Here is a 23,716-nt window from a genome sequence, read left to right on the forward strand (position 1 = left end):
AAAGATTATTTTATTAGCGTTATTATACTATGTGTTTATGTTGTAGACAAATAATTTTGCTATTTATTATTGTAATATTCATATTAAATCGAAAACATAGGTCTGAGTTGAATTTCAGATAATAATATTTTACTATTAATATTCACTCTAAAATAGTGAGGTGATTATCTTCTTAAAGTCAAAAGAATTGCGTGCGTTTATTATTTACTTTTTAGTTAGCATTACATTAATAGTCTTATATTTAATACCATTTTCGCACGCAATATTCGGATAAATCATTCCGACAACAATTAGATAGTAATCGTTTAGAGATTGGAACGTATCGATGTTCTAATCTCTTTCTTTATCCTTTTGGTTATTTGAATATTTGTTCTCTTTTACAAGGTATTTGAACTCATGCAATATTTTAAAAGTTTCTGCACCAAATTTTTCTCCAAAAGATATTTATAAATAAATGTTGCTACAAAAAACAACCCGAATCATTACATTAGAATGACTCGGATTGCTTATATACCTAGTGTTTAACCCCTTTGTTCAGCACCTAGTATTGTTTAATATATTGTTCTCTTTCCCATTCAGAAACTTGTGTTCTGTAGTAATCCCACTCAATGGATTTTGAGTTTATAAATTGATTATAAATGTGATTACCTAAGGCTTTCTTGATTGGTTCATTATCTTTCATTGCTTTGATTGCAGTATATAATGTTGAAGGAAGATCTTCGATACCTACCGCTTCACGTTCTTCACGATTCATTTCATAGATATTTTGGTTAACTGGCTCAGGAACTTCTAATTTGTTCTTAATACCATCTAATCCAGCTTGTAAAATAGCCGCTAAAGCTAAGTAAGGATTAGCTGCTGGGTCAACTGAACGTACTTCAACACGTGTAGATAATCCACGAGAAGATGGTACACGGATTAATGGAGAACGGTTTTTACCACTCCACGCGATATAACATGGTGCTTCATAACCAGGAACTAAACGTTTATAAGAGTTTACAAGTGGGTTACATACGCCTGTGAATCCACGTGCATTTTTCAAGACACCTGCGATAAAGTGATAAGCATCTTTAGTCATTTGCATATCGCCATCTGGATCAAAGAATGCATTTTCTTTACCTTTGAAAAGCGACATATTAAAGTGCATTCCGCTACCATTTACTCCGAATAGTGGTTTTGGCATAAACGTTGCATGTAAATTATGTTGACGTGCAATTGTTTTAACAACTAGCTTGAATGTTTGAATATTGTCACAAGCAGTAATTGCATCTGCATATTTGAAATCAATTTCATGTTGACCAGGTGCTACTTCGTGGTGACTTGCTTCAATGTCGAAGCCCATATCCTCTAATTCTAATACGATGTCACGACGACAATTTTCACCTAAATCTGTTGGTGCAAGGTCAAAGTAACCACCATCATCATTTAATTCTAGTGTAGGTTCGCCTTTTTCGTCTAATTTGAATAAGAAGAATTCTGGCTCAGGCCCTAAATTTAAATCAGAAAATCCAAGTTCTTGCATGTCATTTAAAACACGTTTTAAGTTTGCACGTGGGTCACCTTCGAATGGTGTACCATCTGTTTTATAAATATCACAAATCAAACGTGCAACTTTACCTTGTCCAGCTGTCCATGGGAATATTACCCATGTATCTAAATCAGGATATAGATACATATCAGATTCTTCAATACGTACGAAACCTTCGATAGATGATCCATCGAACATCATTTCGTTGTCTAATACTTTTTCTAGTTGGCTTACTGGTACTTCAACGTTTTTAATAACACCTAATATATCTGTAAATTGTAATCTTAAATATCTAACATTTTCTTCTTTAGCAAACTTATGAATATCTTCTTTTGTAAATGAACGTTTTGGCATAATATAGGTCCCCCGTATTTTTATTTAATAAATCGTGATAAATCGCCACGGTTTATTGGTATTGCTTCTCGTTGTGGTTTCTGAGTAGCTTCAACTATCATTTGTTTTCTAGTTTCTTGTTCATCATCAGTAAGGTGATCTTGTTCATTTCTAATAATTTGTTTAATACCTTTAATATTAAAGCCCTTCTCAATTAATTTCTTAATTTCAAGCAAGCGTTCCAAATCATTTAATGAAAATAATCGTTTATTACCTTCTGACCGTTGTGGTTTAATGAGTTCATGTGTTTCATAATAACGAATCTGTCTTGCAGTTAATTCGCTTAATTTAGTGACAACACTCATAGGGAAAACGGGCATACTTCGTCGTAATGTATCATTTGACTGCACTCCGATCACCTCTACTTTTGAACTTGATATAAATTTAGCATAAACTTTGATGAATTACAAAAATATGTCAGGTTTTCTAACATGGAACCTGAACACATTGATATCACTGGGATTAATTGACTTGCAAAGTTTCTAAGTTTTAATTTTCTGAAATTTCTTTCAAAAAAATCTAAAAACTTTCGCGACATACTCATATGCAGCGAAAGTTTTGAGAGATCTTTCATATTATTAATTAAAATAAAGATTATGCAAATTATATTTGTAAACGTTGTGCTGCTCTCGTCACAGCTAACTTAATATGTTCATAAGTTAAACCGCCTTGAACATAAGCTTCAAATGGTGGACGAATTGGCCCATCCGCAGTTAACTCTATCGAAGATCCTTGTACAAACGTACCAGCAGCCATAATAACATCGTCTTCATATCCAGGCATATATGCTGGTTCCGGACTAAAATGTGCATTAATTGGAGACGCTTGCTGAATACTTTGACAGAATTGTATCATTTGTTCTTTAGTGTCAAAAGCAACTGTTTGAATTAAGTCTGTTCTAGGTTCATCATAACGTGGAAATGTACGCATGTTCATTTTCTCTAACAGTAAACTCGTAAATAATGCACCTTTTAAACTTTGGCTCACTACATGAGGTGCTAAAAAGAACCCTTGATACATTTCTTGTAGCGAATTTAACGATGCTCCAGCTTCTTTACCGATACCTGGAGCTGTCAAACGGTAACCGCAACGGGCTATTAGATCAGCTTTGCCTGCAATATAACCACCTATTTTTGCTAAACCTCCGCCTGGATTCTTAATTAATGAACCTGCTATTAAATCCGCACCACATTCAATGGGTTCTCGACTTTCCACAAATTCACCATAACAATTATCGACAAATACAATAATATTTGGATGTTTTTCTTTAATTTGCTGAATTGCTTTTTCAATTAAATTTAAGTCGAGTGATGGACGTTGATCGTACCCTTTAGACCGTTGAATGGCGATGACCTTTGTTTGCGGATTGATTTGGCACATTACTTCTTCAATATCAATATCACCATCTTTTAAATCCACTTTATTATAACTCACACCATGCTCTTTAAGACTTTCAATGCCATTCCCATTAATACCAATGACTTCAAGCAAAGTGTCGTAAGGGTCTCCAGTAATATAGAGTAACTCATCACCATATTTCAATGTGCTTTGTAAAGCTAACGTGATTGCATGTGTACCAGAAATAATTTGTGGCCTTACGATTGCATCTTCTGCTTTAAATGTATGCGCATAGACTGACTCTAAATGATCTCTTCCAAAATCATCATACCCATATCCAGTAGTTCCCTGCAAATCACTTTCAGATACTTTTACTGCATGAAACGCATCCAATACCTTTTCCTGATTGATATATGCAATTTCTTCTATTTTCTTAAAAAATGGTGCTAATGTCGCTTCTGTTTCTGCAACACGTTGTTTCATCGTTTCCATATTTCATTACTTCCTTTAATCTTTTTTATAACCTTTAACTTCATACGTTGCAGCTGTTTCATCAAAATTCAAATCTGAAACGAGTGTATGTTGCTTTAGAAAGTATAGTCGATCCGCATCGGAACTAGGTACTGTTTCTTCATAATATGTCAGTACTTGTTTCACTTGATCGAATAATAAATCTTTCACTTTAATAATATCATTTTCATTTTTACTTGAGACAAACACATGTGGTTTATTCGTTGCTGGTAAACTGCCCTTTTGCAAATCTTTTTTATTAAAAATGATTGCTTGTGGTATATGCGCCATATCTAAATCGTTAATAATTTGATTTACAGTATCGTATTGCGCTCTGTATTCGGGATGACTACTATCTACGACATGTAATAATAAATCTGCATTTTTCGCTTCTTCCAATGTCGACTTAAATGCAGCAATTAATGTCGTCGGTAATTTTTGAATAAACCCTACTGTATCTGAAATAATTAGATTGAAGCCGTCATTGATTTGAATTTGTCTCGTTTTCGGGTCTAGCGTTGCAAATAACAAATTCTTTTCATATGTCGTTTCTTTTGCTAAAGTATTAAACCATGATGATTTTCCAGCATTCGTATAGCCAACTAATGCTACTTGAAAAACATGATTCTGCTCACGTTTATTTCGATATCTTTCTCTATGTTCGACCACTGTTTCTAATTGATGTTTGATTTCATTCATTCTCGTTCTAATATGACGACGATCCATCTCTAATTTCGTTTCACCTGGACCTCTTGTCCCTATGCCACCACCTAAACGTGATAAGCTCCGTCCATGACCTTGTAACCTTGGCATTAAATAGTCTAATTGCGCTAATTCTACTTGCAACTTACCTTCTTTACTACGTGCACGCAAAGCAAATATTTCTAATATTAACTGCGTTCGGTCAATAATTTTCACATTTAAATTACCATTTAGCGTTTTAGATTGTGCTGTTGTCAATTCATCATTTGCTACAACAACATCAATGTCATGAAACTCTATATAATCTTTAATTTCATCTAATTTACCCTTACCAACATAATACTTATTATCAAAGCGCGTCCTATTTTGAGTAAATTGTTCTTGCACATTTAACTGACACGTGGCAGACAATGATGCGAGCTCTTCCATTGTAGACTCAAAATTAAAGTCATCATCTGACTGAGCATTTACTCCGATGAGGACAGCTCTCTCTAATTGTTGCTCAGTTGTATGTGTTTCGTGTTGTGTCATAACATGCACCTCTTTTCAAAGTTTTCTTTGCCATTCTATCATAGTGCCAATATAAAGACTATATCCTTCATTTATGTTAAATTATTAACAAGAGGTGACTTATAATGAACATATATGATATTGAAGTACAGAAGCCGAATGGTGACGCATATAAATTAGAACAATATAAAAATAAAGTCATGTTAATCGTAAATACTGCGAGTGAGTGTGGGTTCACACCACAATTTGAGGGATTACAGGCATTATATGAATCCTATAAAGACCAAGATTTTGTAGTGTTAGGTTTCCCTTGTAATCAATTTGGAGGTCAAGAACCTGGAACAGGTGAGGAAGCAACGCAAAATTGTAAGATCAATTATGGTGTTTCGTTCCCAATGCATGAAAAAGTCAATGTCAAAGGTGACAATCAACACCCATTATTCAAGTTTTTAACAGAAGCACAAAGTGGTTTCTTAAATGAAAAAATCAAGTGGAACTTCACTAAGTTTTTAGTCGATAAACAAGGTAATGTTGTCCAACGTTTTTCACCACAAAAGAAACCAAATCAAATCGAAACTGCAATTGAATCGCTATTAAAATAAGCTTTAATTATATTATTTTATGCTAATTTGATGCGCAATGATTAAGTGGTCATTGTTACAGTTCAAAATTCAAATAAAACGCCAATTCCTCAAGTTTTTGAACTTAATGGGAAATGGCGTTTTTCTAGTATTGATATTCTTACAAATGACACATAACACTACGTTAATATACTAAATATAAATTATAAATGATAATAATGTCACTTATAACTTACGTATGTAGAAATTTGTGTTACTCTTCGTCATTAGAAACTGAATCATCGATTGTAAACGTACTGATTGCATGTTTATAAATTAAATGCTGTTTACCTTGTGATAATAAGCAAACGATGTACTTGTCATAATCTTCAATGATTCCTTTCATTTGAAAACCATTCACTAAAAATACAATGATTTTAGTTTGATCAGCCTTAAATTGTCCTAGGAATTTGTCTTGGATGTTTTCTGGTGTATTCATGTTATGTTCTCCTTTTCTGTATTTGGACTGAAACTTCATCTAACATCAATGAAAGTGACTTGTTCTCTCTATCTAACCACAACACGTCTAATTTGTTTTTAAACCAAGTCATTTGGCGCTTCGCATAATTTCTAGAATGTTGCTTTAATTTATTTGATGCTTCTTCTAAATTCATATTTTGCTCAACGACAGGTACCATTTCTTTATATCCAATAGCCTGCATACTTTGACTCGAAGCATATCCACGTTCAACGAGTTGCTGCACTTCACTTAGTAATCCGCGTTCCAACATTATATCTACGCGTTTATTAATTTTTTGATATAATGTGTCCCGCGACATTTCTATCCCTATTAATAATGTATCATAATTTTCTGTGAATTGTTGCATTTTCTTTCTTGAACTTAAAAGTTTTTTCGTTTTTAAATAATATTGTATCGCTCTTCGTACTCTTTTTCTATTATTGGGATGAATGTCTTCTGCAGAAACTTCATCAAATGTAGCTAAATACTGATGTAATTCTTCATTTGATAATTGATCTAGTCTAGCTAATTCTGCTTCTACTCTTTGTTCATGTGCTTCAGAAATCGTTTCATCTTCAAATGCATAATCGTGGATTAATGATTGAATATAGAGACCTGTTCCTCCTACAACAATTGGTACATGTCCTCTTTCAGTAATTTCTGTTATCAACTGTTGCGCTCTATTTTTAAAATCATATGCTGAAAAATTTTCATCGGGTTCTAAAATATCTATCATATGATGTGGAACGCCTGACATCTCTTCATGAGTAATTTTAGCTGTTCCTATATCCATATATTTATACACTTGCATGGAGTCCCCACTAATAATCTCACCATTATATTTTTTGGCCAGTTCAATACTAAATTCTGTTTTCCCTACTGCAGTAGGCCCTACTATTACAATAATAAATGGTTTATCGTTATGCACTTTTATCAACTCTCTTTATGTTTGTCTTCATGTTTTTGTTTATTTAAAATTTGTTTTTTTATCCACTCATACATATGATCCCAAGTTTCATGAAAACCTTGTTCAAATAATACTTCATGCCTTTTATTTTTATATAAATGTACAGTGATATGATGAATACCTGCTTTTTTATATAATTTACCGAGTTTTCTTATACCTTTGCCATATTCTCCTAAAGGATCGTCTTTACCAGAAATCAGTAAAATTGGTAAATATGGATTCATTTTTTTGATATTTTGTGCGCGACTCGTTTGTATCATATGTTTTACTGTTTGATAAATTAATTGGTTGGATACTAAAAACCCAGTATATGGATCTTTGATAAATTGTTCTACTTCATGAGCATCATTGGATAACCAATCACTCGATGTTTTTTGGTGATCAATATTTTTATTAAAAGAGCGATACATGATACGATTCAGCCAAGTCATACGACGATGTTTTCCGAAAAATAGCGTAATTACTTTTAATATGATAGTCATCGGAACACCTAAATATCTAGGATATTGCATAGTTCCCGATAAAATAACCCCTTGTGCAGCTGATGGGTATTTTTGGATGAAAATCCGAGCAACAATTGACCCCATCGAATGGCCAATAACAATATATGGAATATGACTATAATGTGCACACATCGTTTGCGCAATTTCGTATGTATCTTCCGCAACTTGTGACAAATCATCTATCTGACCACGTGTGTGCTCATCGATGTCTTTACCGTGACCTCTATGATTATGGCGTAAAACATCATAGCCTTGTTGATTAAGTGATTCAACAAGTCTGTCATATCTATCCATATGTTCTGCCATACCATGAAGTAAATGAACGACACCAATGGTTTCTTTTTTAGCTTTATTTAATTTAGCCTCTAACATTGTGCCATCTGCAACAGTGATTTTAAATTCATATTTACTCATGTCATAGCCTCCATACTCAACGTCTTTCATTCTATACATTATACAATATACCTTCAAATTTAACTGTTATCAAATCGTACGCAAAGTCATAGATAAAAGCATACACTTACAGCTTCAATGTTTGTAACTTTATGTGAACAATTTTATAGAAATTTACTTCTTATTAAAAATAGCTACCAACAAATTAATGTTGATAGCTAAGATTTGTGCTTATATTTTATAACCTGTCAAATAATATTAAATTATTCTTTGACAGCTGGTTGAGCATTACCAGTTTGTGCTTCATTAATCGCAACTTGTAATTCTTTTGTATATGCTTCTTTTTGGATATCTGTATAACCTAAAAGACTAGCCATAACGTCAATTACTTGATCTTTATAATTTAAGACATCATCAATCTTGAAGTAAAGTTTACCAGTACGACGAATAAAGAAATCTGTTGGGCGATAAACCATTTCATTTTGAATAGAATATACTAATTCAGTATAAATATCTAATGGTAAACCAGTTTCTTGGTATTGCGCAGTTTGAGCAATTTTGAATAATTCTTCAGCATTTGAACCATATTTTGAAGCAAAGTGACGTGCTGTCGCTTCATCGATTTGATAAGATTTTGCTTCTTCAACTTTTTGCTCGATAAATTTATCGAAGTTTTTACTACCGCCGACATCTCCGCCAGAAATAGTTAAGTGTTTGGTAGCACATTTATCAAATTTAAGGTTGTATTCTGATTTTAAGCGTTTTGATAATAAATCAACAATTTCTAACGCCATGTGACGATAACCTGTTAATTTACCACCAGCAATTGTTAATAGACCAGATTTACCTTCCCAAACTTCATCTTTACGTGAAATTTCAGATGGATCTTTACCTTCTTCTAAAATAAGTGGTCTAATACCTGCCCATGACGATTCAATATCTTCATCAGATACATTTACATCTGGGAACATATAGTTGATAGCATCAACTAAGTAATCTCTATCTTCTTGTGTTGCTAATGGTGTTGTTTTGTCATTGTCATAGAACGTATCAGTTGTACCAACATACGCTTTCCCTTCACGTGGAATAGCGAAAATCATACGTCCATCTTTTTCAGTATCAAAGTATACTGCTTGACCTAATGGGAATTTAGATTGGTCAATTACGATATGAACACCTTTAGTTAAACGTAATTGTTTATTATTACGTGCATAGTCGCCACTACGTACTTCATCTACCCATGGACCACTTGCATTGATTACTTTTTTAGCTTTAATTGGGTACGTTTCTTTTGAAATTTGGTCTTCAACATGAATACCATTTACTTTTTCATTTGAATCGTATGTGAAATGTACTGATTTTGTATGGTTGATAATTGTTGCGCCTTTTTCTTCGGCACGTTTCATAACTTCAATAGTTAAACGAGCATCGTCAGTACGGTATTCAACATAAGAACCGCCACCTTTAAGACCTGCTTTTTTAACAAGTGGTTCTTTTTCTAATGTTTCTTTCGCATTTAACATCGTTTTACGTTCTGCTTTTTTAACGCCTGCTAATCTATCATACATTGCTAAACCAATTGACGTCGTGAATTTACCCATTGATCCGCCTTTGTGCATTGGTAATAACATACGTTCTGGTGTAGTTACGTGTGGTCCATTTTCATACACAATCGCACGTTCACGACCAGTTTCAGCTACAACACCAACTTGTAATTGTTTCAAGTAACGAAGTCCACCATGTACTAATTTAGTAGAACGTGAACTCGTACCTTGTGCAAAGTCTTGCATTTCAACAAGAGCAACTTTCATGCCTCTTTCACTTGCATCTAAAGCTATCCCTGCACCAGTGATACCTCCACCGATAATTACAACATCAAATTCATTATTCTTTAAATCTTTTTTGACTTGTTCTCTTTTCAACGTTGATAAACTCATAATAAACTAGCGCCTCCTAAAATATTAAAAAACGAGAGATTCATCCCATACATATATTATTGTACGAACTGAATCTCTCGTTTCTCATCTCGATATTATTAACTTACCCGTATTGTATCATATATAACAACTTTTAGTCTAATTTTTTATTCTTCTTCTAATTTAAAAACTTGAGTTGCTTCTACAGCTTTCTTCCAGCCTTTATATAATCTCTCTCTATCTTTATCAATCATGTCTGGTTCAAATGATTTTTCAAGTTTCCAACGATTAGCAATTTCATCTTTGCTATCCCAGAATCCAACCGCAAGACCAGCTAGGTATGCTGCACCTAAAGCTGTTGTTTCATTAATTTCTGGACGTTCTACACCTACGTTTAACAAGTCTGATTGGAATTGCATGATGAAATTATTCTTAACTGCACCACCATCGACACGTAAATTATTTACTTTAATACCAGAATCTTTTTCCATCGCTTCTAGCACGTCACGTGTTTGATAGCATAGTGATTCTAATGTCGCACGGATGAAATGCTCTTTTTCTGTACCACGCGTTAAGCCGAAGATAGCACCACGTGCATCTGCATCCCAATATGGTGTACCTAAACCTACAAATGCTGGTACAACGTATACACCTTCCGTAGATTCAACACGTTCTGCATAATTTTCTGATTGCGGTGCTGAATTAATCATTCTTAATCCATCTCTTAACCATTGAATAGCAGAACCTGATACGAAGATAGAACCTTCTAATGCATAGTTAACTTTTCCATCAAGACCATATGCAATCGTAGTTAATAATCCACTCTTCGAAGTAACCGCTTCTTCACCAGTGTTCATTAACATGAAACCACCTGTACCATATGTGTTTTTCACGTCTCCACGGTTGAAACAAGCTTGACCAAATAAAGCTGCTTGTTGGTCACCAGCAATACCAGAAATTGGTACTTCTTTACCAAAGAAATGATAATCAATTGTGTTTGCATATACTTCACTGGATGGTTTTACTTCTGGAAGTAATGATTCAGGAATATCTAAAATGTCCAATAATTCTTTATCCCACTCTAAATCATGGATATTATAAATTAATGTACGACTCGCATTCGTATAATCTGTAATATGCGCTTTACCGCCAGATAATTTCCATACTAACCAAGAATCAATTGTACCGAAGCGTAAATCACCATTTTCTGCTTTTTCTCTCGCACCGTCAACATTGTCTAAAATCCATTTGACTTTTGTACCAGCAAAGTATGGATCTAATAATAAACCAGTTTTCTCACGGAACTTATCTTCTAAACCTTGTTCTTTTAATTGTTGACAAATACCTTGTGTTTGACGCGATTGCCATACAATTGCGTGATAGATTGGGCGCGATGTATTTTTATCCCATACAACAGTTGTTTCACGTTGGTTTGTGATACCAATACTTGCAATTTGATCCGCACCGACATTACTTTCATTTAACACTTCTGCCATAACAGCTAGAACAGAAGTCCAAATTTCGTTGGCATCATGTTCTACCCAACCTGATTTAGGAAAGAATTGTTTGAATTCACGTTGAGCGACACCTTTTATTTCGCCGTCTTTATCAAATAAGATTGCCCTTGAACTTGTCGTACCTTGGTCAATAGATAAAATATATTTTTCCATAATTATAATCTCCCTTTTATCACTTTGTCGTATATATCGTATGTAAGTAAATTATAAGACTCAAATCCTACTACACTCATTACCTATAATTTAGCTTAACAAACATGGTTAAATCATTTAAATTTATATATTACAAATCCTGCTTATAGTTTAACGTATAAACAGGATAGTTGTAACTTAATTAGTATACAGCTTCGATACCTTTTGCACTTTTCGCTTTATTTAATGCAACACCAAGTACCATCGTTACAATCAATAATACAATTGCGACTACTGATAAAGTGTCAAACGCACCTTTATAAAATAATCTATAAATAACAGCACCCATCATACCACCTGTAATAGGTCCTAAAACAGGGACGATTGCATAACTCCAATTTGATTTACCTTTACCTGCAATTGGTAAAATTGCATGCGCAATACGTGGACCTAAGTCACGTGCAGGGTTAATTGCATAACCTGTTGGTCCACCTAAACTTAAACCAATTGCAACAATTAAACCGCCGACGATTAATGGGTTTAAGCCGTCTGCAATTTTATTCATACCGATAAACATTAAACCTAAAGTTAAAGTTGCAGTACCAATAATTTCACTTAAAAAGTTAGCAAAATAATTTTTGATTGCAGGTGCAGTTGAGAACACACCTAATTTTGCGCCTTGATCTTCCGTTTGTTTCCAGTGTGCTAAGTACATTAGCCAAACTAAGGCACCACCAAAAGTACCACCAAGAATTTGGCAAATAATATAACCAGGTACCATGCTCCAATTTATAGCACCATCCATCGCAAATGCTAAAGTAACGGCAGGGTTTAAATGCGCACCAGAAATGTTTCCTACTGCATACACACCCATAGAAACTGCAAGTCCCCAACCTAATGCAATTACAATCCAGTCTGCACCGTTACCGGCACTTTTTTTCAAATTAACGTTGGCGCAAACGCCACCCCCGAATAAAATTAGTATTGCTGTTCCCAAAAATTCAGCAAAATACACATTCATAGAGACTCCTCCTAATAAAAGACAAAGAGATTCCTACAATATAGCCAGTTTCGAACCACCGGTTTAAGTACTGTAGAAATCTCCCATCTCTGTTCTATTTATTAACTTGTGTCCATCTTACAACGCTTCTGTAAGCGTTGTCAATAATTTTCGTAAAAAATTTGTCACAATTTAAATTGATACAACTCCATTTTCTAATATTCTAAATTGTTGTGTATCACTATTTATTTCACCTTTAACACCATAGGGAATTATAAATTTCGGTTCATTATGTCCAAAAGATGTATTATATAAAATGGGTTTGTCTTGCAATTGATGACGTTTCATCACTTTCAAAATAATTGCTTTATATGCTTCATAGTAGACATTATTGAAAGGCTTGCCAAATATTAATCCATTGCAATTTGTAATAATGTCATATTGAATTAAAATTTCTAATTGATTTTGCAATTCTCTTGGTGCAGGCATATCTTCAGATGTTTCTATAAAAAGTATAGCACCATCACTTTCATATTTATTTAGAAATAATGAAGTAGCTTGTAAACTGACTAATGTTTCAATATTCCCACCAACTAAATGACCTTGAACAACGCCATTACCCTGAAGTAATTCATATCCATGTTGTTCTACTACAGGTCTAGCAATATTTTTATTTTCAATATTCCAACTCAATCCATATGGTCGAATATACTCCGATGCTGATATATTACCGATTGGCTCACTACAAAATAGACTTTTTTCAATATTATTAATCGTATATGTATCCATTGCTATATTTTCTGCAAAATCAGTTAAAAGTGCCGGTCCATAAAAGCTAACGATGCCCATACAATAAAACATCATATGCACCGTAGTTGAATCAGAATAGCCAATAAAAATTTTAGGATGCTTGCGAATTGCTTCAAGATCGACATAAGGTAATATGCGTATCGCATCATCACCACCTATACAACTTATAATGCCGTTAATGTCATCATCTTTAATAGCTGCATTCAAATCTGCTGCACGAAGCTCAGGATGATTATGTACAAACTGACGTCCTTTTAATGCATGGGGCATCACTTTCACTTTTAAACCGAACACTGATTTTAGACGTTCTATCCCTTGATAAGTACGCCATAATATTGACGATTCGCCTGCAAGACCAGAAGATAAAGACACGATAGCTACTGTATCACCACGTTGAAGTTTTCGAGGTTAAATCATTGCTTTGTTCATAATTTGCTTCCTCCTTTATTAAAGGTAACTCACATCATTTCCAACACACAAGCAATTCTCAACTAATTTGAATTTCACTATATACAAAAGGAGTAGCCCTGAAGTTTAATACATTTTAACATTCAACACTACTCCGATTATTAATTATTTAATATATTGCCTTTAGAATTTACCACAACTGTCGATCACTTGTAGTAATGTATTTCGCACCATTTTCAACAGCAATATCTACTTCATTCACAGTATTAATAAGTCCACCAGCAATGACTGATGTATTCGTCTGCTCATTGATAATTTGAATTGCTTTTGTTGCAATACCTGGCAATACTTCAACGTAATCAGGTTCAACACGCTTTATCAGTTCGATACTTCTAGCTAAAGCGTGACTATCTAATATAAACACACGAAAGACAGTCGTTGTATTTAATGCTTTTGCCTTATTGATGACTTTCGTTTTAGTTGATACTATGCCTTTAGGATGATAATTCTGTATGATATATTCACAAGCAAATTCATCATGACTCATACCTTTAATTAAATCGATATGCATATATGTTTCAATTTGATTTTTCTTTAATAGATCCATAATACTTTTAATATGACCAATATGCGTATCTAATAACACACATTCTTTATAATCTGTTTGCGTCATTTTTTCTAAGTCTTTCATTGAGCGAATAGCTGGTAAAATATGTGGTTTCATCCACTAACCTCCTAGATAATCCGTTTAAACAGTCTTTCTAATTCGTAATTTGAAAAGTTAATCATAATTGGTCTACCATGTGGGCAGGTAAATGGATCTTCTGTTTCTCTTAATTGGTTAACTAAATCCGCCATTTCCTCATTCTTTAAAAAGTGATTTGCCTTAATTGATTTTTTACAACTCATCATAATCGCGGCATCTTCACGTATCTTTTTAACATTTACTTTCTTATGCTCTAAGACATATTCAATCATATCTTTGATAATTTCTTCCGCTTCAGATGATGGAAACCAAACAGGATAACTGTCTACGATATAATCGTTACCTCCAAATGGTTCTAAATGTACACCTACTTTATCTAATTCATCTTTGTGTTGATTGATAATCATTAACTCATCCGTTGAAAAGTGGAAGGTAAGCGGTATCAATAAATTTTGAAGTTCGTTTGATACTTCCCCAATTTTTTCTCTGAAATATTCATATTTGATGCGTTCTTGTGCAGCATGTTGGTCAATCATAAACATACCGTTTTCATTTTGTGCAATGATATAGGTCCCATGAACTTGGCCAACCACTTCCATGTACGGTACTCTGCGTGTTGGGTCTTCACTGACGCTACCCTTAATATCATCATCTGAATTCGCCTGTAGTTCAGGTTCGTTTGTAAATTCATCTTGAGACTTAGAGATATCATTCGCTGTCATATCTTGCAAGAGCTCACGTTGCGCATTTAAATATGCTTGGTCATTATTTGTATTGTCACGCACGGTTTCAGCATGCTCATCTACATACGATGGATATGACACACTGTTCGTTTCGTCTGACGCTTGGTGCATACTATGGTCTTTATTATCTGATTCTGTTTGTTTCGATTCAAATAAGTTACCTCGTTGCTTCTGCTCAAAATCTAATTTCTGTTGTTTAAATTGATCTAATACTTTGTTCTTTTTCGTAAGTTTATCCATATCATTTTGAGGTATAAGGATACGATCTTTAAAGGCCTCACGAATTTTTTCGACAATTAAGCTAAACAATTGATCTTCTTTCGATAATCTAACTTCTAATTTGGTTGGATGCACATTAACATCAACTAAAATTGGATCCATTTCAATATTGATGTAGCAAATAGGGAAACGTCCTATCATTAATAGCGTATGATACCCTTCTAAGATTGCTTTATTTAATAAAAAGTTCTTTATATATCTTCCATTTATAAACACTGAAATGTAATGATTATTACTTCTTGAATGTTCTGGCTTCGCAACATACCCTTCTAAATGATAGTCGCTTGTATCACCTGAAATATGGACTAAATCTTTAGCCACTTTCATGCCATAAATTTCTGCCATTACTTCGTTCGTACGACCAGACCCATTCGTTTTTAGAATTGTCTTGCCGTCAGAAACAAGTGATATACGGATATCAGGATGACTCATTGCCATACGATTCACAATGTCAGTAATTTTACCCAATTCTGTATATAAACTCTTAATATATTTCAACCTTGCTGGCGTATTATAAAAAAGCGATTCAACTAATATGTCTGTGCCTCTTTTTGCTTTCGCTGGTTTTTGATCAAGTATTTCACCATTCTCTACATATATCTGTTGTCCTTCTTCATTATCGGTACATGTTTTCAACGTAACTTTCGAAACAGAAGAGATACTAGCTAATGCCTCACCACGAAATCCAAGTGTCCGAATATGGAACAAATCATCGTCCGCATCTAACTTACTTGTTGCATGTCTATGGAATACAAGACCTAAATCATCTATGTGTATGCCTGTGCCATTATCTACGACACGAATAGATGCTACACCGGATTGTTCCACTTCAATATTGATTTCAGTCGCTTGGGCATCAATCGCATTCTCTAATAATTCTTTAACTACTGAGCCTGGACGTTCTACAACTTCTCCGGCTGCTATTTTATTGGCTAATGAGGTCTGTAATTCTTTAATTTTACCCATGTGACATCACCTCTATTTCAATTGATTTTGTAATTCACTCAGCTTTACAAGTGCTTCGATTGGGGTCATATTAGATAAATTTAACGTTTTGATTTCATTCTCAACTTCGCTTTGTGTCTCTGCTGAATCGAACAAATCAAATGTTGGTTGTTCAAACTGCTTCTGATTTTTACTATTTGTATGTTCCTGTGGATATGCAACAGTTTGGACGTCCTCATTGTTTATATTATATGACGCTTCATCATGCTGTTCAGCTATTTGTTGCTCATTTTCACTTGATGTCATCAAATTACGGTCAGTTTCTACTGCGTTTATCGTTACTTGTGGGCTTTGTTTATCTTTTTGTTCAAATGCATTCAATATCACTTGCGCTCTTTGAATAACTTCGTCTGGTAAATGGGCTAATTTCGCTACTTGAATACCATAACTATCATCAACCGCGCCATTTTTTACTTTGTGTAAGAAAATAAGTTCACCCTTATATTCATTTGCAGCAACATGAACATTTTTCAAACAAGGCAGTGACTGATCTAATGTAGTTAATTCATGATAGTGTGTTGAAAATAATGTCTTAGCGTGCGAAGTGTTTGCTACATATTCAATCATAGCTTGAGCTAATGCCAATCCATCATATGTGGATGTACCTCTACCAATTTCATCAAATATAATTAAACTGTCTTCTGTTGCATGAGCTAATGCTTTTTGCGCTTCGAGCATTTCCACCATAAATGTACTTTTTCCAGAAACTAAATCATCTGCTGCCCCAATACGTGTAAATATTTGGTCAAAAATAGGTAAAGTTGCGGATTCACACGGAACATAAGCACCCATTTGCGCCATAATACTTATAATTGCAACTTGTCTCATATATGTCGATTTACCTGACATATTTGGACCTGTAATTAAATAAATGAACGTGTCATTATCTAGCGCACAGTCATTCGGTACATAATCATTATGATCCATCACACGCTCAACAACCGGATGTCTAGAATTCGTCAATTCTAATGTCTTATCGTCGCTAAACATAGGTCTCGCATAATTATATTTTTGTGCAATTTCAGCAAAACTTTGTAAACAATCGATTTCAGAGATGACCTTAGCTTGTTGCTGTAAACGTGTCGTATAGGTCTTAATTTGTTCTCTAAGTTGGACAAATAATTGGTATTCTAATTCGATTGCTTTATCTTCTGCACCTAAAATTATATCTTCTTTTTCTTTCAACTCATCTGTAATAAAACGTTCTGCATTTGAAAGTGTTTGTTTTCTGTGATAACCAAATTCAGTAGGATCGAAGCCTTGCAAATTCGCACGCGTAATTTCAATAAAATAACCGAACACTTTGTTAAAACTTATTTTTAATGACTTTATACCTGTACGTTGACGTTCTTTTGTTTGTAGTTCTGCCAACCAACTTTTACCATTTTTAGAAGCTTCTAAATAACCATCTAGTGTCTCATTAAATCCAGATTTAAATAATCCACCTTCTTTGACTGAAATTGGCGGCTCTTCTTTTAAACTTTCTTCCAATAAAGTCAACAACTCATCTAACGGCTCTAACGCATCAAACTGCGCAGTCATTTGTTCATCAAAATTTGATAATAGGTTTTTAATATTAGGTATTTCTGAAATTGAATGTTTTAACTGAATTAAGTCTCGTGCATTCACATTACCATAACTCACACGTCCAACTAATCGTTCGATATCGTATACTTGATTTAAATAATTACGTAATGTGTCTCGCTCTATAAAATGATTTATAAATTGATCCACTGTGTCCAAACGTGATTCTATGTGTTGTTTTTGAATGAGTGGTCTATCAATCCATTGTTTTAACCGTCTTGCTCCCATAGGTGTTTTCGTTTCATCCATAAGCCAAAGCAGCGTACCTTTTTTCGTTTTTAAACGAATACTTTCAGTTAACTCTAGATTACGTTTAGCATAGAAATCCATTTTCATAAAATCTACTGCCTCATATTTGATGACAGATTCTATATGTGAAAGGTCACGTTTTTGCGTATGATAAATGTAGTCTAATAGTAATTGTGTTGCATTAAATAAATGTGGCTCACGAACAGTATTCACTTCATATGATGCCTCTGATATTTCGGGGGAAACTGTAATCGTTTCAGTAGTTAGACTGATTTGACGCTTTAATGTTTCCCCTATCTCTTCTTTTACAACAATTTCATTTGGGTTAATCGTTGTAATTTCGTTAATTAGCGTCGCCTCATCTTCAAATTGCGTCACTTTTAACTCACCAGTCGATACGTCACAATAACTGAGCGCATACATCGATGATCCTTGGATAAAACTTAATATATAATTATTTTGTTTTTCATCCACGCCACCTTTATCCATAACCGTACCTGGCGTCACAATGCGCACGACTTCTCGATGAACCATTCCTTTAGTTTGTTTTGGATCCTCCATTTGTTCACAAATAGCCACTTTATAACCGTTATTAATTAATGTTTCTATGTAGCCATCTGCAGAATGATAAGGCACCCCACACATAGGAATTGGATTCTCTTTCTTAGCGTCTCGCTTAGTTAGTGTGATTTCTAAAACTCTAGATGCCGTTTTAGCATCTTCAAAAAACATTTCATAAAAATCACCTAATCTAAAAAATAATAAACAATCTTGATATTGTGATTTTATTTTTAAATATTGCTGCATCATTGGCGTTTGATTTGTCATAAATTCATTTCACAATCCTTTTTAATTTTTCTTATGTTCTAGTAACACTGATGTTAAATTTTTATAAATAGTATAATATGCGCTTGTTTAACGTATTAAAACTTTGTGGCTTTTCTTTCATTTTATACATTAGTAGATTAATAGATTAACCTTGCATTTGAATATATTTTAAAATCTAGGACACAAGTCCAAGACATCACGTTCATTTTTTAATTAATTTAGTTTTTAACTCTTAAATTTTAACATATGTTTTTATATTTCGCCTATTCATTCCATTTGTAAATGTCCAATTAATATTTCTAAAATTTTGTATGTATACAATTCCATTTTTAACCAAAAAATGAGATTAAGTCATATAAAATTCAAAACAACTGTGATAAATTATTTTGTTAACTAACTTTAATTAACAACTTAAAATCACAATTTGCTTCAACCTATATGTCCCAATCTCATTTCCCAATTTTTATATATAACGTTTTAAAATGCCTTTTCGCTTCAACACCATTAAAATAATATAACTTATGATTGCACCAATCATACTTGATACGATAAACGCCGTCATTAATGGCTTAATCGCAAGGTCTGATAAACCTAATATCCAAGCCAATGGTACACACATGATACTACCGATAATACCAGTACCAATCACTTCACCCACTGCCGCCATAAATAAATGTTTTCTATAATAATAGAAACCACTTGCGAGTAGCACACCTATCATACTGCCAGGAAAGGCGAAGAAACTTCCAGTACCAAAAATCATACGCAATATTGATGAAATAAATGCTTGAGCCAATCCAAACCATGGACCAACAAATACTGCACACAAAACATTAATCAGATGTTGAATTGGTGCTGCTTTAATCGGTCCCAATGGAATCACAATAATACTACTCAATACAACATTTAATGCAATAAATATTGCTGTTAAAGTTAATTTTTTAGTTTTCATAGTATTCATCTCCTTTCCTCTAGTACTATATATCAGCTAATCTTTGTGATTATTTAATCTATCTGACATCGTGTGAATCATCATTTGTAATAAATCATTCGCTTCAGCTTGTGAAGCTCTAAACTCATCTACAATTGGCAGTACATTGATATCTTGTTCAATGTGTTCAATCTTATCTTCAGATGCTTGTAATGCCTGGGTTTTGCCATAATTTTGTAAATTTACGGATTGCTTTTGATTTTTCTTCAATTCTTTCATACGTTGTTCAAGATTTTTATTATTATGAATTTGCGACTCTACTTGATGGTATTCTTTAACAGTATCTAAAGCTTTTATTCGTTCACTTAACCGCTCTGCTTCAGCTAATATTTCATCGCTTTCATACATTATTGCGTCACCATCTCTTGTTCTGTCTCACGTAAAAATGTGCCGTTTAATGAATATTGTTTCGCTTCATCAACTTGAACATCTACAATTTTACCTATCATTGATTTTGGTGCTTTAAAATTCACTAATTTATTCTTAGCTGTATAACCTGCTAATACGGTATCATCTTTTTTACTTGCACCCTCACATAAGACTTGTACCACTTGACCTTCATATTGTTGCATCGCGCGTTCTGAATAGTGCGATACTTTTTTGTTCAACTGTTGCAAGCGTGCTTTCTTCACATCTAAAGGTACATTATCTTTCATTTTAGCAGCTGGTGTACCATCTCTTTGCGAATAAATATATGTGTAGGCATGTTCAAATTCAACTTCGTCATAAAGTGAAAGTGTTTCTTGGAACTGTTCATCCGTTTCATTTGGATAACCTACGATAATATCCGTTGTCAATGCAACATTTGGAATTTTAGTTTTAATACGTTCAACTAAATCTAAATAACTTTCTCTCGTATATTTACGGCCCATAATTTTCAAAACAGCATTATTACCAGATTGTACCGGTAAATGCACATGTGGCACGATATTACCACCTTTAGCGATGACATCAATCATGCTGTCTGTAAAATCCCAAGGGTGACTTGTCGTAAATCTGACACGTGGAATATCAATTCGAGAAATATCCTCTAATAATTCACCTAATCCATAATCTAAACCTTCAATATCTTTACCATATGAATTAACATTTTGACCTAATAAAGTAATTTCCTGATACCCTTGACGTGCTAAATCTCGAACTTCTTCAATGATATCTTCCGGACGTCTACTACGCTCTTTACCTCTTGTAAATGGAACGATACAGTATGTACAGAATTTATCACAGCCGTACATAATATTTACCCACGCTTTAATATTGCCTTCCCTAACTTTAGGAAGATTCTCAATAACATCGCCTTCTTTAGACCATACTTCAACAACCATTGCTTTTGACAAGTATGCTTCTTCTAAAATTTCAGGTAAACGATGTATATTATGCGTACCAAATATCATATCTACGTTTTGATAAGATTTTAATATTTTATTAACAACGGACTCTTCTTGTGACATACATCCACAAACACCTATGACTGTTTCTGGTTTTTCTTTTTTCAAATGCTTTAAATTTCCAATTTCACTAAACACTTTATTTTCAGCATTTTCACGAATTGCACAAGTATTAATTAGAATCACATCTGCTTGATTCATTTCTTCTGTTGGCGTATAGCCTAATGCACCTAAAATACCTGCCATGACTTCTGTATCATGTGCATTCATTTGGCAACCATATGTCTTGATGAGGAACGTCTTGCCTTGCCCCATATTTCTATATTTCTCGTCAATTTGAAAATCACGATTGTAGTTAATTTCTTCTTTCCCACGTTTACGTGCTTCTTTTAGACTTGGTGGCTGATAAACATGTTCAAAATATTTACTGTAGTCTTTCGTTTTTTTATCTCGTTCGGCTAGAACATCTATAGAAGTACGCTTTCTTTGTTCTTCATTCACTTTACAAAATCCTTTCTATATCATAACAACTTAGAACCTGCTTATTTATATCGCGTATCATCTGCTGATAACCTTAACGTTCAAAGTTCTATAACTTTATCCATAATCATTATTACATTATATTAAATTTGCGTACAAAGTGCAAAAAGACTTATACAAAAAGCGGCGCTCTGACATCAAACATATACTGTTTGACTTCAAAGCGCCCTTTTATATTTATATATCTTCACTTATTATTGTTTCACGATTTGTCACAAGTATTACTGTGCGTCGTATTTTCCAGTCAATGTTTCAATCGTGATACCTTCCGGTGCATGATAAAATTTAACTTGGCTTATTATACTTGGAATTTCAAGTTCTACCATACGATCATTTAATTTCTGAATTAAGATCAAACATTCATTCATTTCACCTTGAACTGTAGTTTCAAGTGCACCCACTCTATATGTCATGCCTGATTCGTCGATAAATTTAATAGCTTCGTCTACGTATGGAATGACATCTTCTCCGTTAGGCGTTTTAGGTATAATTTGAATACTCATCAATGTATCATTCATATTGCTTCAACTCCTTAATTTAATCTTATAGACATTTTACCAAAATAATAAGCGTGATTTATGTCAAATCGCTTAAAGTTTTTTGACGTAAGATATTAATAAGCGCTTGTTCCGCTTCATCCATCACTAATTTTATAGGGCATTGTTTATCATGATTAAAACTATCTTCAAGCAAGTTTTGACTGCCTTCAATTATTGTAATTACTTCGTAAACTGAATAATTTTGCCATCCTTTTTTTAATTGATAACCACCTTTAGCACCACTGTTAGCACTAATAATACCTGCTTTAGCTAGACGTGTCAGTATCTTTGATAAGTAGGTTGTTGAAATATTGAGTGCTGAAGCAAGTGATTGCACAGGAATTTTTTTAGATTCACCCTCATTTTTAATCATATATAATAATACATGTAACGCATAATCTGTTGCTTTTGAATACTTCATATATCCTCAACTTTCTATTATAGATATTATGAATCTATAATAGACTAACGTTGTCAGTTTTTCAAACATTGTTTAGCGTTCTGGATGGCATTAACCATCGCATCAGTAAAGTCATCCATGAACTGACTGCGATTCGATTCATTTTCACGACTTTTTTTATTATATTTGTGATTTTCAAAACACATTTTTCTTAATTCAGCAGTTAATTCTAACTGTACGCCTGCCCCTGTTTGGCAACAATTAATAATATTGTCATCATGTGCACCTGAAATACGTTCTGGGGCTTGATCAACTTTAATATCTAGTTGTTCAAATTGATGGGTCATTTCTTGTATGAGTTGTTGATCTTTGCCACCAATATATACAATTGGAGTTTCTCCTACGCAACCATGTAATGCAACTGCTTTGCTTTTTGGTTTGATCATTTCCATTAAAACTGGTTCATCATAATGGCGTGACGTTACATGGAGTTCCTCATTTCCTTTAGATCTCATCCCTTTAAAAGTAAAATAATCAAAATTTCCTTTTTGTGCAGTCCAATCAGCAAGTTCGGTTGTACCCGGTTCAATACCACCACCATGAATTGCTGTGATTATGACGTCACCTTCCAAATCACGTGTTTCAATCTCCCAATCATCATTTTCATTTGTATTTGCTTCTAACTCGGTCATTGATTTATATTTATCTGCCATACCAAAGCTCCTCTCAAAGGTTATACGTAACACATTCCCTTTGA

20 protein-coding genes and 1 pseudogene are annotated in these 23,716 nt (G+C 33.7%); 1 reads left to right on the forward strand and 20 read right to left on the reverse strand.

Translation table 11 applies throughout. The features are described from left to right. Nucleotides 1-541: 541 nt before the first annotated feature. From glnA to hflX, 4 genes are all read right to left on the reverse strand, one after another. Nucleotides 542-1,882 (reverse strand): type I glutamate--ammonia ligase, encoded by a 1,341-nt coding sequence (gene glnA, locus BJS11_RS08460; protein WP_069995818.1) that lies wholly within the window; start codon nucleotides 1,880-1,882, stop codon nucleotides 542-544. A gap of 20 nt (nucleotides 1,883-1,902) precedes the next feature. Continuing rightward, complete coding sequence (locus tag BJS11_RS08465; protein WP_069995817.1) at nucleotides 1,903-2,271, reverse strand: MerR family transcriptional regulator; 369 nt, start codon at nucleotides 2,269-2,271, stop codon at nucleotides 1,903-1,905. A 253-nt stretch (nucleotides 2,272-2,524) separates the two neighbouring features. Next, nucleotides 2,525-3,751: a methionine gamma-lyase family protein gene (locus tag BJS11_RS08470; protein WP_070014079.1), complete on the reverse strand. Its 1,227-nt coding sequence runs from the start codon at nucleotides 3,749-3,751 to the stop codon at nucleotides 2,525-2,527. Nucleotides 3,752-3,766: 15 nt separating this feature from the next. Next, a complete protein-coding gene (gene hflX, locus BJS11_RS08475) occupies nucleotides 3,767-5,002 on the reverse strand; it encodes a GTPase HflX (protein WP_069995815.1) in 1,236 nt (411 codons plus the stop codon). 101 nt (nucleotides 5,003-5,103) lie between these two features. Here hflX and BJS11_RS08480 point away from each other — a divergent pair, with 101 nt between their 5' ends. Then, nucleotides 5,104-5,583 (forward strand): glutathione peroxidase, encoded by a 480-nt coding sequence (locus BJS11_RS08480; RefSeq protein WP_142351584.1) that lies wholly within the window; start codon nucleotides 5,104-5,106, stop codon nucleotides 5,581-5,583. Nucleotides 5,584-5,815: 232 nt separating this feature from the next. Here the strand turns inward: BJS11_RS08480 and hfq are convergent, their stop codons facing one another. From hfq to BJS11_RS08560, 16 genes and pseudogenes are all read right to left on the reverse strand, one after another. Further along, nucleotides 5,816-6,040, reverse strand: coding sequence for an RNA chaperone Hfq (gene hfq / locus BJS11_RS08485; protein ID WP_069995813.1), 225 nt, complete (start codon nucleotides 6,038-6,040; stop codon nucleotides 5,816-5,818). A gap of 1 nt (nucleotide 6,041) precedes the next feature. Next, nucleotides 6,042-6,989 carry a tRNA (adenosine(37)-N6)-dimethylallyltransferase MiaA gene (gene miaA / locus BJS11_RS08490; protein WP_069995812.1) on the reverse strand — a complete coding sequence of 316 codons (948 nt, stop codon included), beginning with the start codon at nucleotides 6,987-6,989 and terminating at the stop codon, nucleotides 6,042-6,044. Nucleotides 6,990-6,994: 5 nt separating this feature from the next. Continuing rightward, nucleotides 6,995-7,945, reverse strand: a complete 951-nt coding sequence (locus BJS11_RS08495) for an alpha/beta hydrolase (RefSeq protein ID WP_069995811.1) — start codon at nucleotides 7,943-7,945, stop codon at nucleotides 6,995-6,997. A 242-nt stretch (nucleotides 7,946-8,187) separates the two neighbouring features. Then, complete coding sequence (locus tag BJS11_RS08500; RefSeq protein WP_069995810.1) at nucleotides 8,188-9,861, reverse strand: glycerol-3-phosphate dehydrogenase/oxidase; 1,674 nt, start codon at nucleotides 9,859-9,861, stop codon at nucleotides 8,188-8,190. Nucleotides 9,862-10,007: 146 nt separating this feature from the next. Next, complete coding sequence (glpK, locus tag BJS11_RS08505) at nucleotides 10,008-11,510, reverse strand: glycerol kinase GlpK (protein WP_069995809.1); 1,503 nt, start codon at nucleotides 11,508-11,510, stop codon at nucleotides 10,008-10,010. 181 nt (nucleotides 11,511-11,691) lie between these two features. After that, nucleotides 11,692-12,510 carry an MIP/aquaporin family protein gene (locus BJS11_RS08510; protein ID WP_069995808.1) on the reverse strand — a complete coding sequence of 273 codons (819 nt, stop codon included), beginning with the start codon at nucleotides 12,508-12,510 and terminating at the stop codon, nucleotides 11,692-11,694. A gap of 171 nt (nucleotides 12,511-12,681) precedes the next feature. After that, nucleotides 12,682-13,671: a S66 family peptidase gene (locus BJS11_RS08515; RefSeq protein ID WP_374699935.1), complete on the reverse strand. Its 990-nt coding sequence runs from the start codon at nucleotides 13,669-13,671 to the stop codon at nucleotides 12,682-12,684. 226 nt (nucleotides 13,672-13,897) lie between these two features. Beyond that, complete coding sequence (locus BJS11_RS08520) at nucleotides 13,898-14,431, reverse strand: glycerol-3-phosphate responsive antiterminator (RefSeq protein WP_069995807.1); 534 nt, start codon at nucleotides 14,429-14,431, stop codon at nucleotides 13,898-13,900. An 11-nt stretch (nucleotides 14,432-14,442) separates the two neighbouring features. Next, nucleotides 14,443-16,401, reverse strand: a complete 1,959-nt coding sequence (gene mutL, locus BJS11_RS08525; protein ID WP_069995806.1) for a DNA mismatch repair endonuclease MutL — start codon at nucleotides 16,399-16,401, stop codon at nucleotides 14,443-14,445. A 308-nt stretch (nucleotides 16,402-16,709) separates the two neighbouring features. Further along, a pseudogene (gene mutS / locus BJS11_RS08530) lies at nucleotides 16,710-19,101 on the reverse strand (DNA mismatch repair protein MutS); the annotation flags it as partial. A gap of 463 nt (nucleotides 19,102-19,564) precedes the next feature. After that, a complete protein-coding gene (thiW, locus tag BJS11_RS08535; RefSeq protein ID WP_069995804.1) occupies nucleotides 19,565-20,053 on the reverse strand; it encodes an energy coupling factor transporter S component ThiW in 489 nt (162 codons plus the stop codon). Nucleotides 20,054-20,089: 36 nt separating this feature from the next. Next, nucleotides 20,090-20,440, reverse strand: coding sequence for a YlbF/YmcA family competence regulator (locus BJS11_RS08540; protein WP_069995803.1), 351 nt, complete (start codon nucleotides 20,438-20,440; stop codon nucleotides 20,090-20,092). Further along, a complete protein-coding gene (gene miaB / locus BJS11_RS08545; RefSeq protein WP_069995802.1) occupies nucleotides 20,440-21,981 on the reverse strand; it encodes a tRNA (N6-isopentenyl adenosine(37)-C2)-methylthiotransferase MiaB in 1,542 nt (513 codons plus the stop codon). The genes BJS11_RS08540 and miaB overlap by 1 nt, the downstream gene beginning before the upstream one ends. A 260-nt stretch (nucleotides 21,982-22,241) precedes the next feature. Then, nucleotides 22,242-22,538 (reverse strand): thiamine-binding protein, encoded by a 297-nt coding sequence (locus tag BJS11_RS08550; protein ID WP_069995801.1) that lies wholly within the window; start codon nucleotides 22,536-22,538, stop codon nucleotides 22,242-22,244. A 58-nt stretch (nucleotides 22,539-22,596) separates the two neighbouring features. After that, nucleotides 22,597-22,980: an RrF2 family transcriptional regulator gene (locus BJS11_RS08555; protein WP_069995800.1), complete on the reverse strand. Its 384-nt coding sequence runs from the start codon at nucleotides 22,978-22,980 to the stop codon at nucleotides 22,597-22,599. Nucleotides 22,981-23,033: 53 nt separating this feature from the next. After that, on the reverse strand, nucleotides 23,034-23,672 hold the full coding sequence (locus BJS11_RS08560) for a poly-gamma-glutamate hydrolase family protein (protein ID WP_069995799.1): 639 nt from the start codon (nucleotides 23,670-23,672) through the stop codon (nucleotides 23,034-23,036). Nucleotides 23,673-23,716 lie beyond the last annotated feature (44 nt).

Source organism: Staphylococcus caeli (assembly GCF_900097965.1).
Taxonomy (GTDB): Bacteria; Bacillota; Bacilli; order Staphylococcales; family Staphylococcaceae; genus Staphylococcus; species Staphylococcus caeli.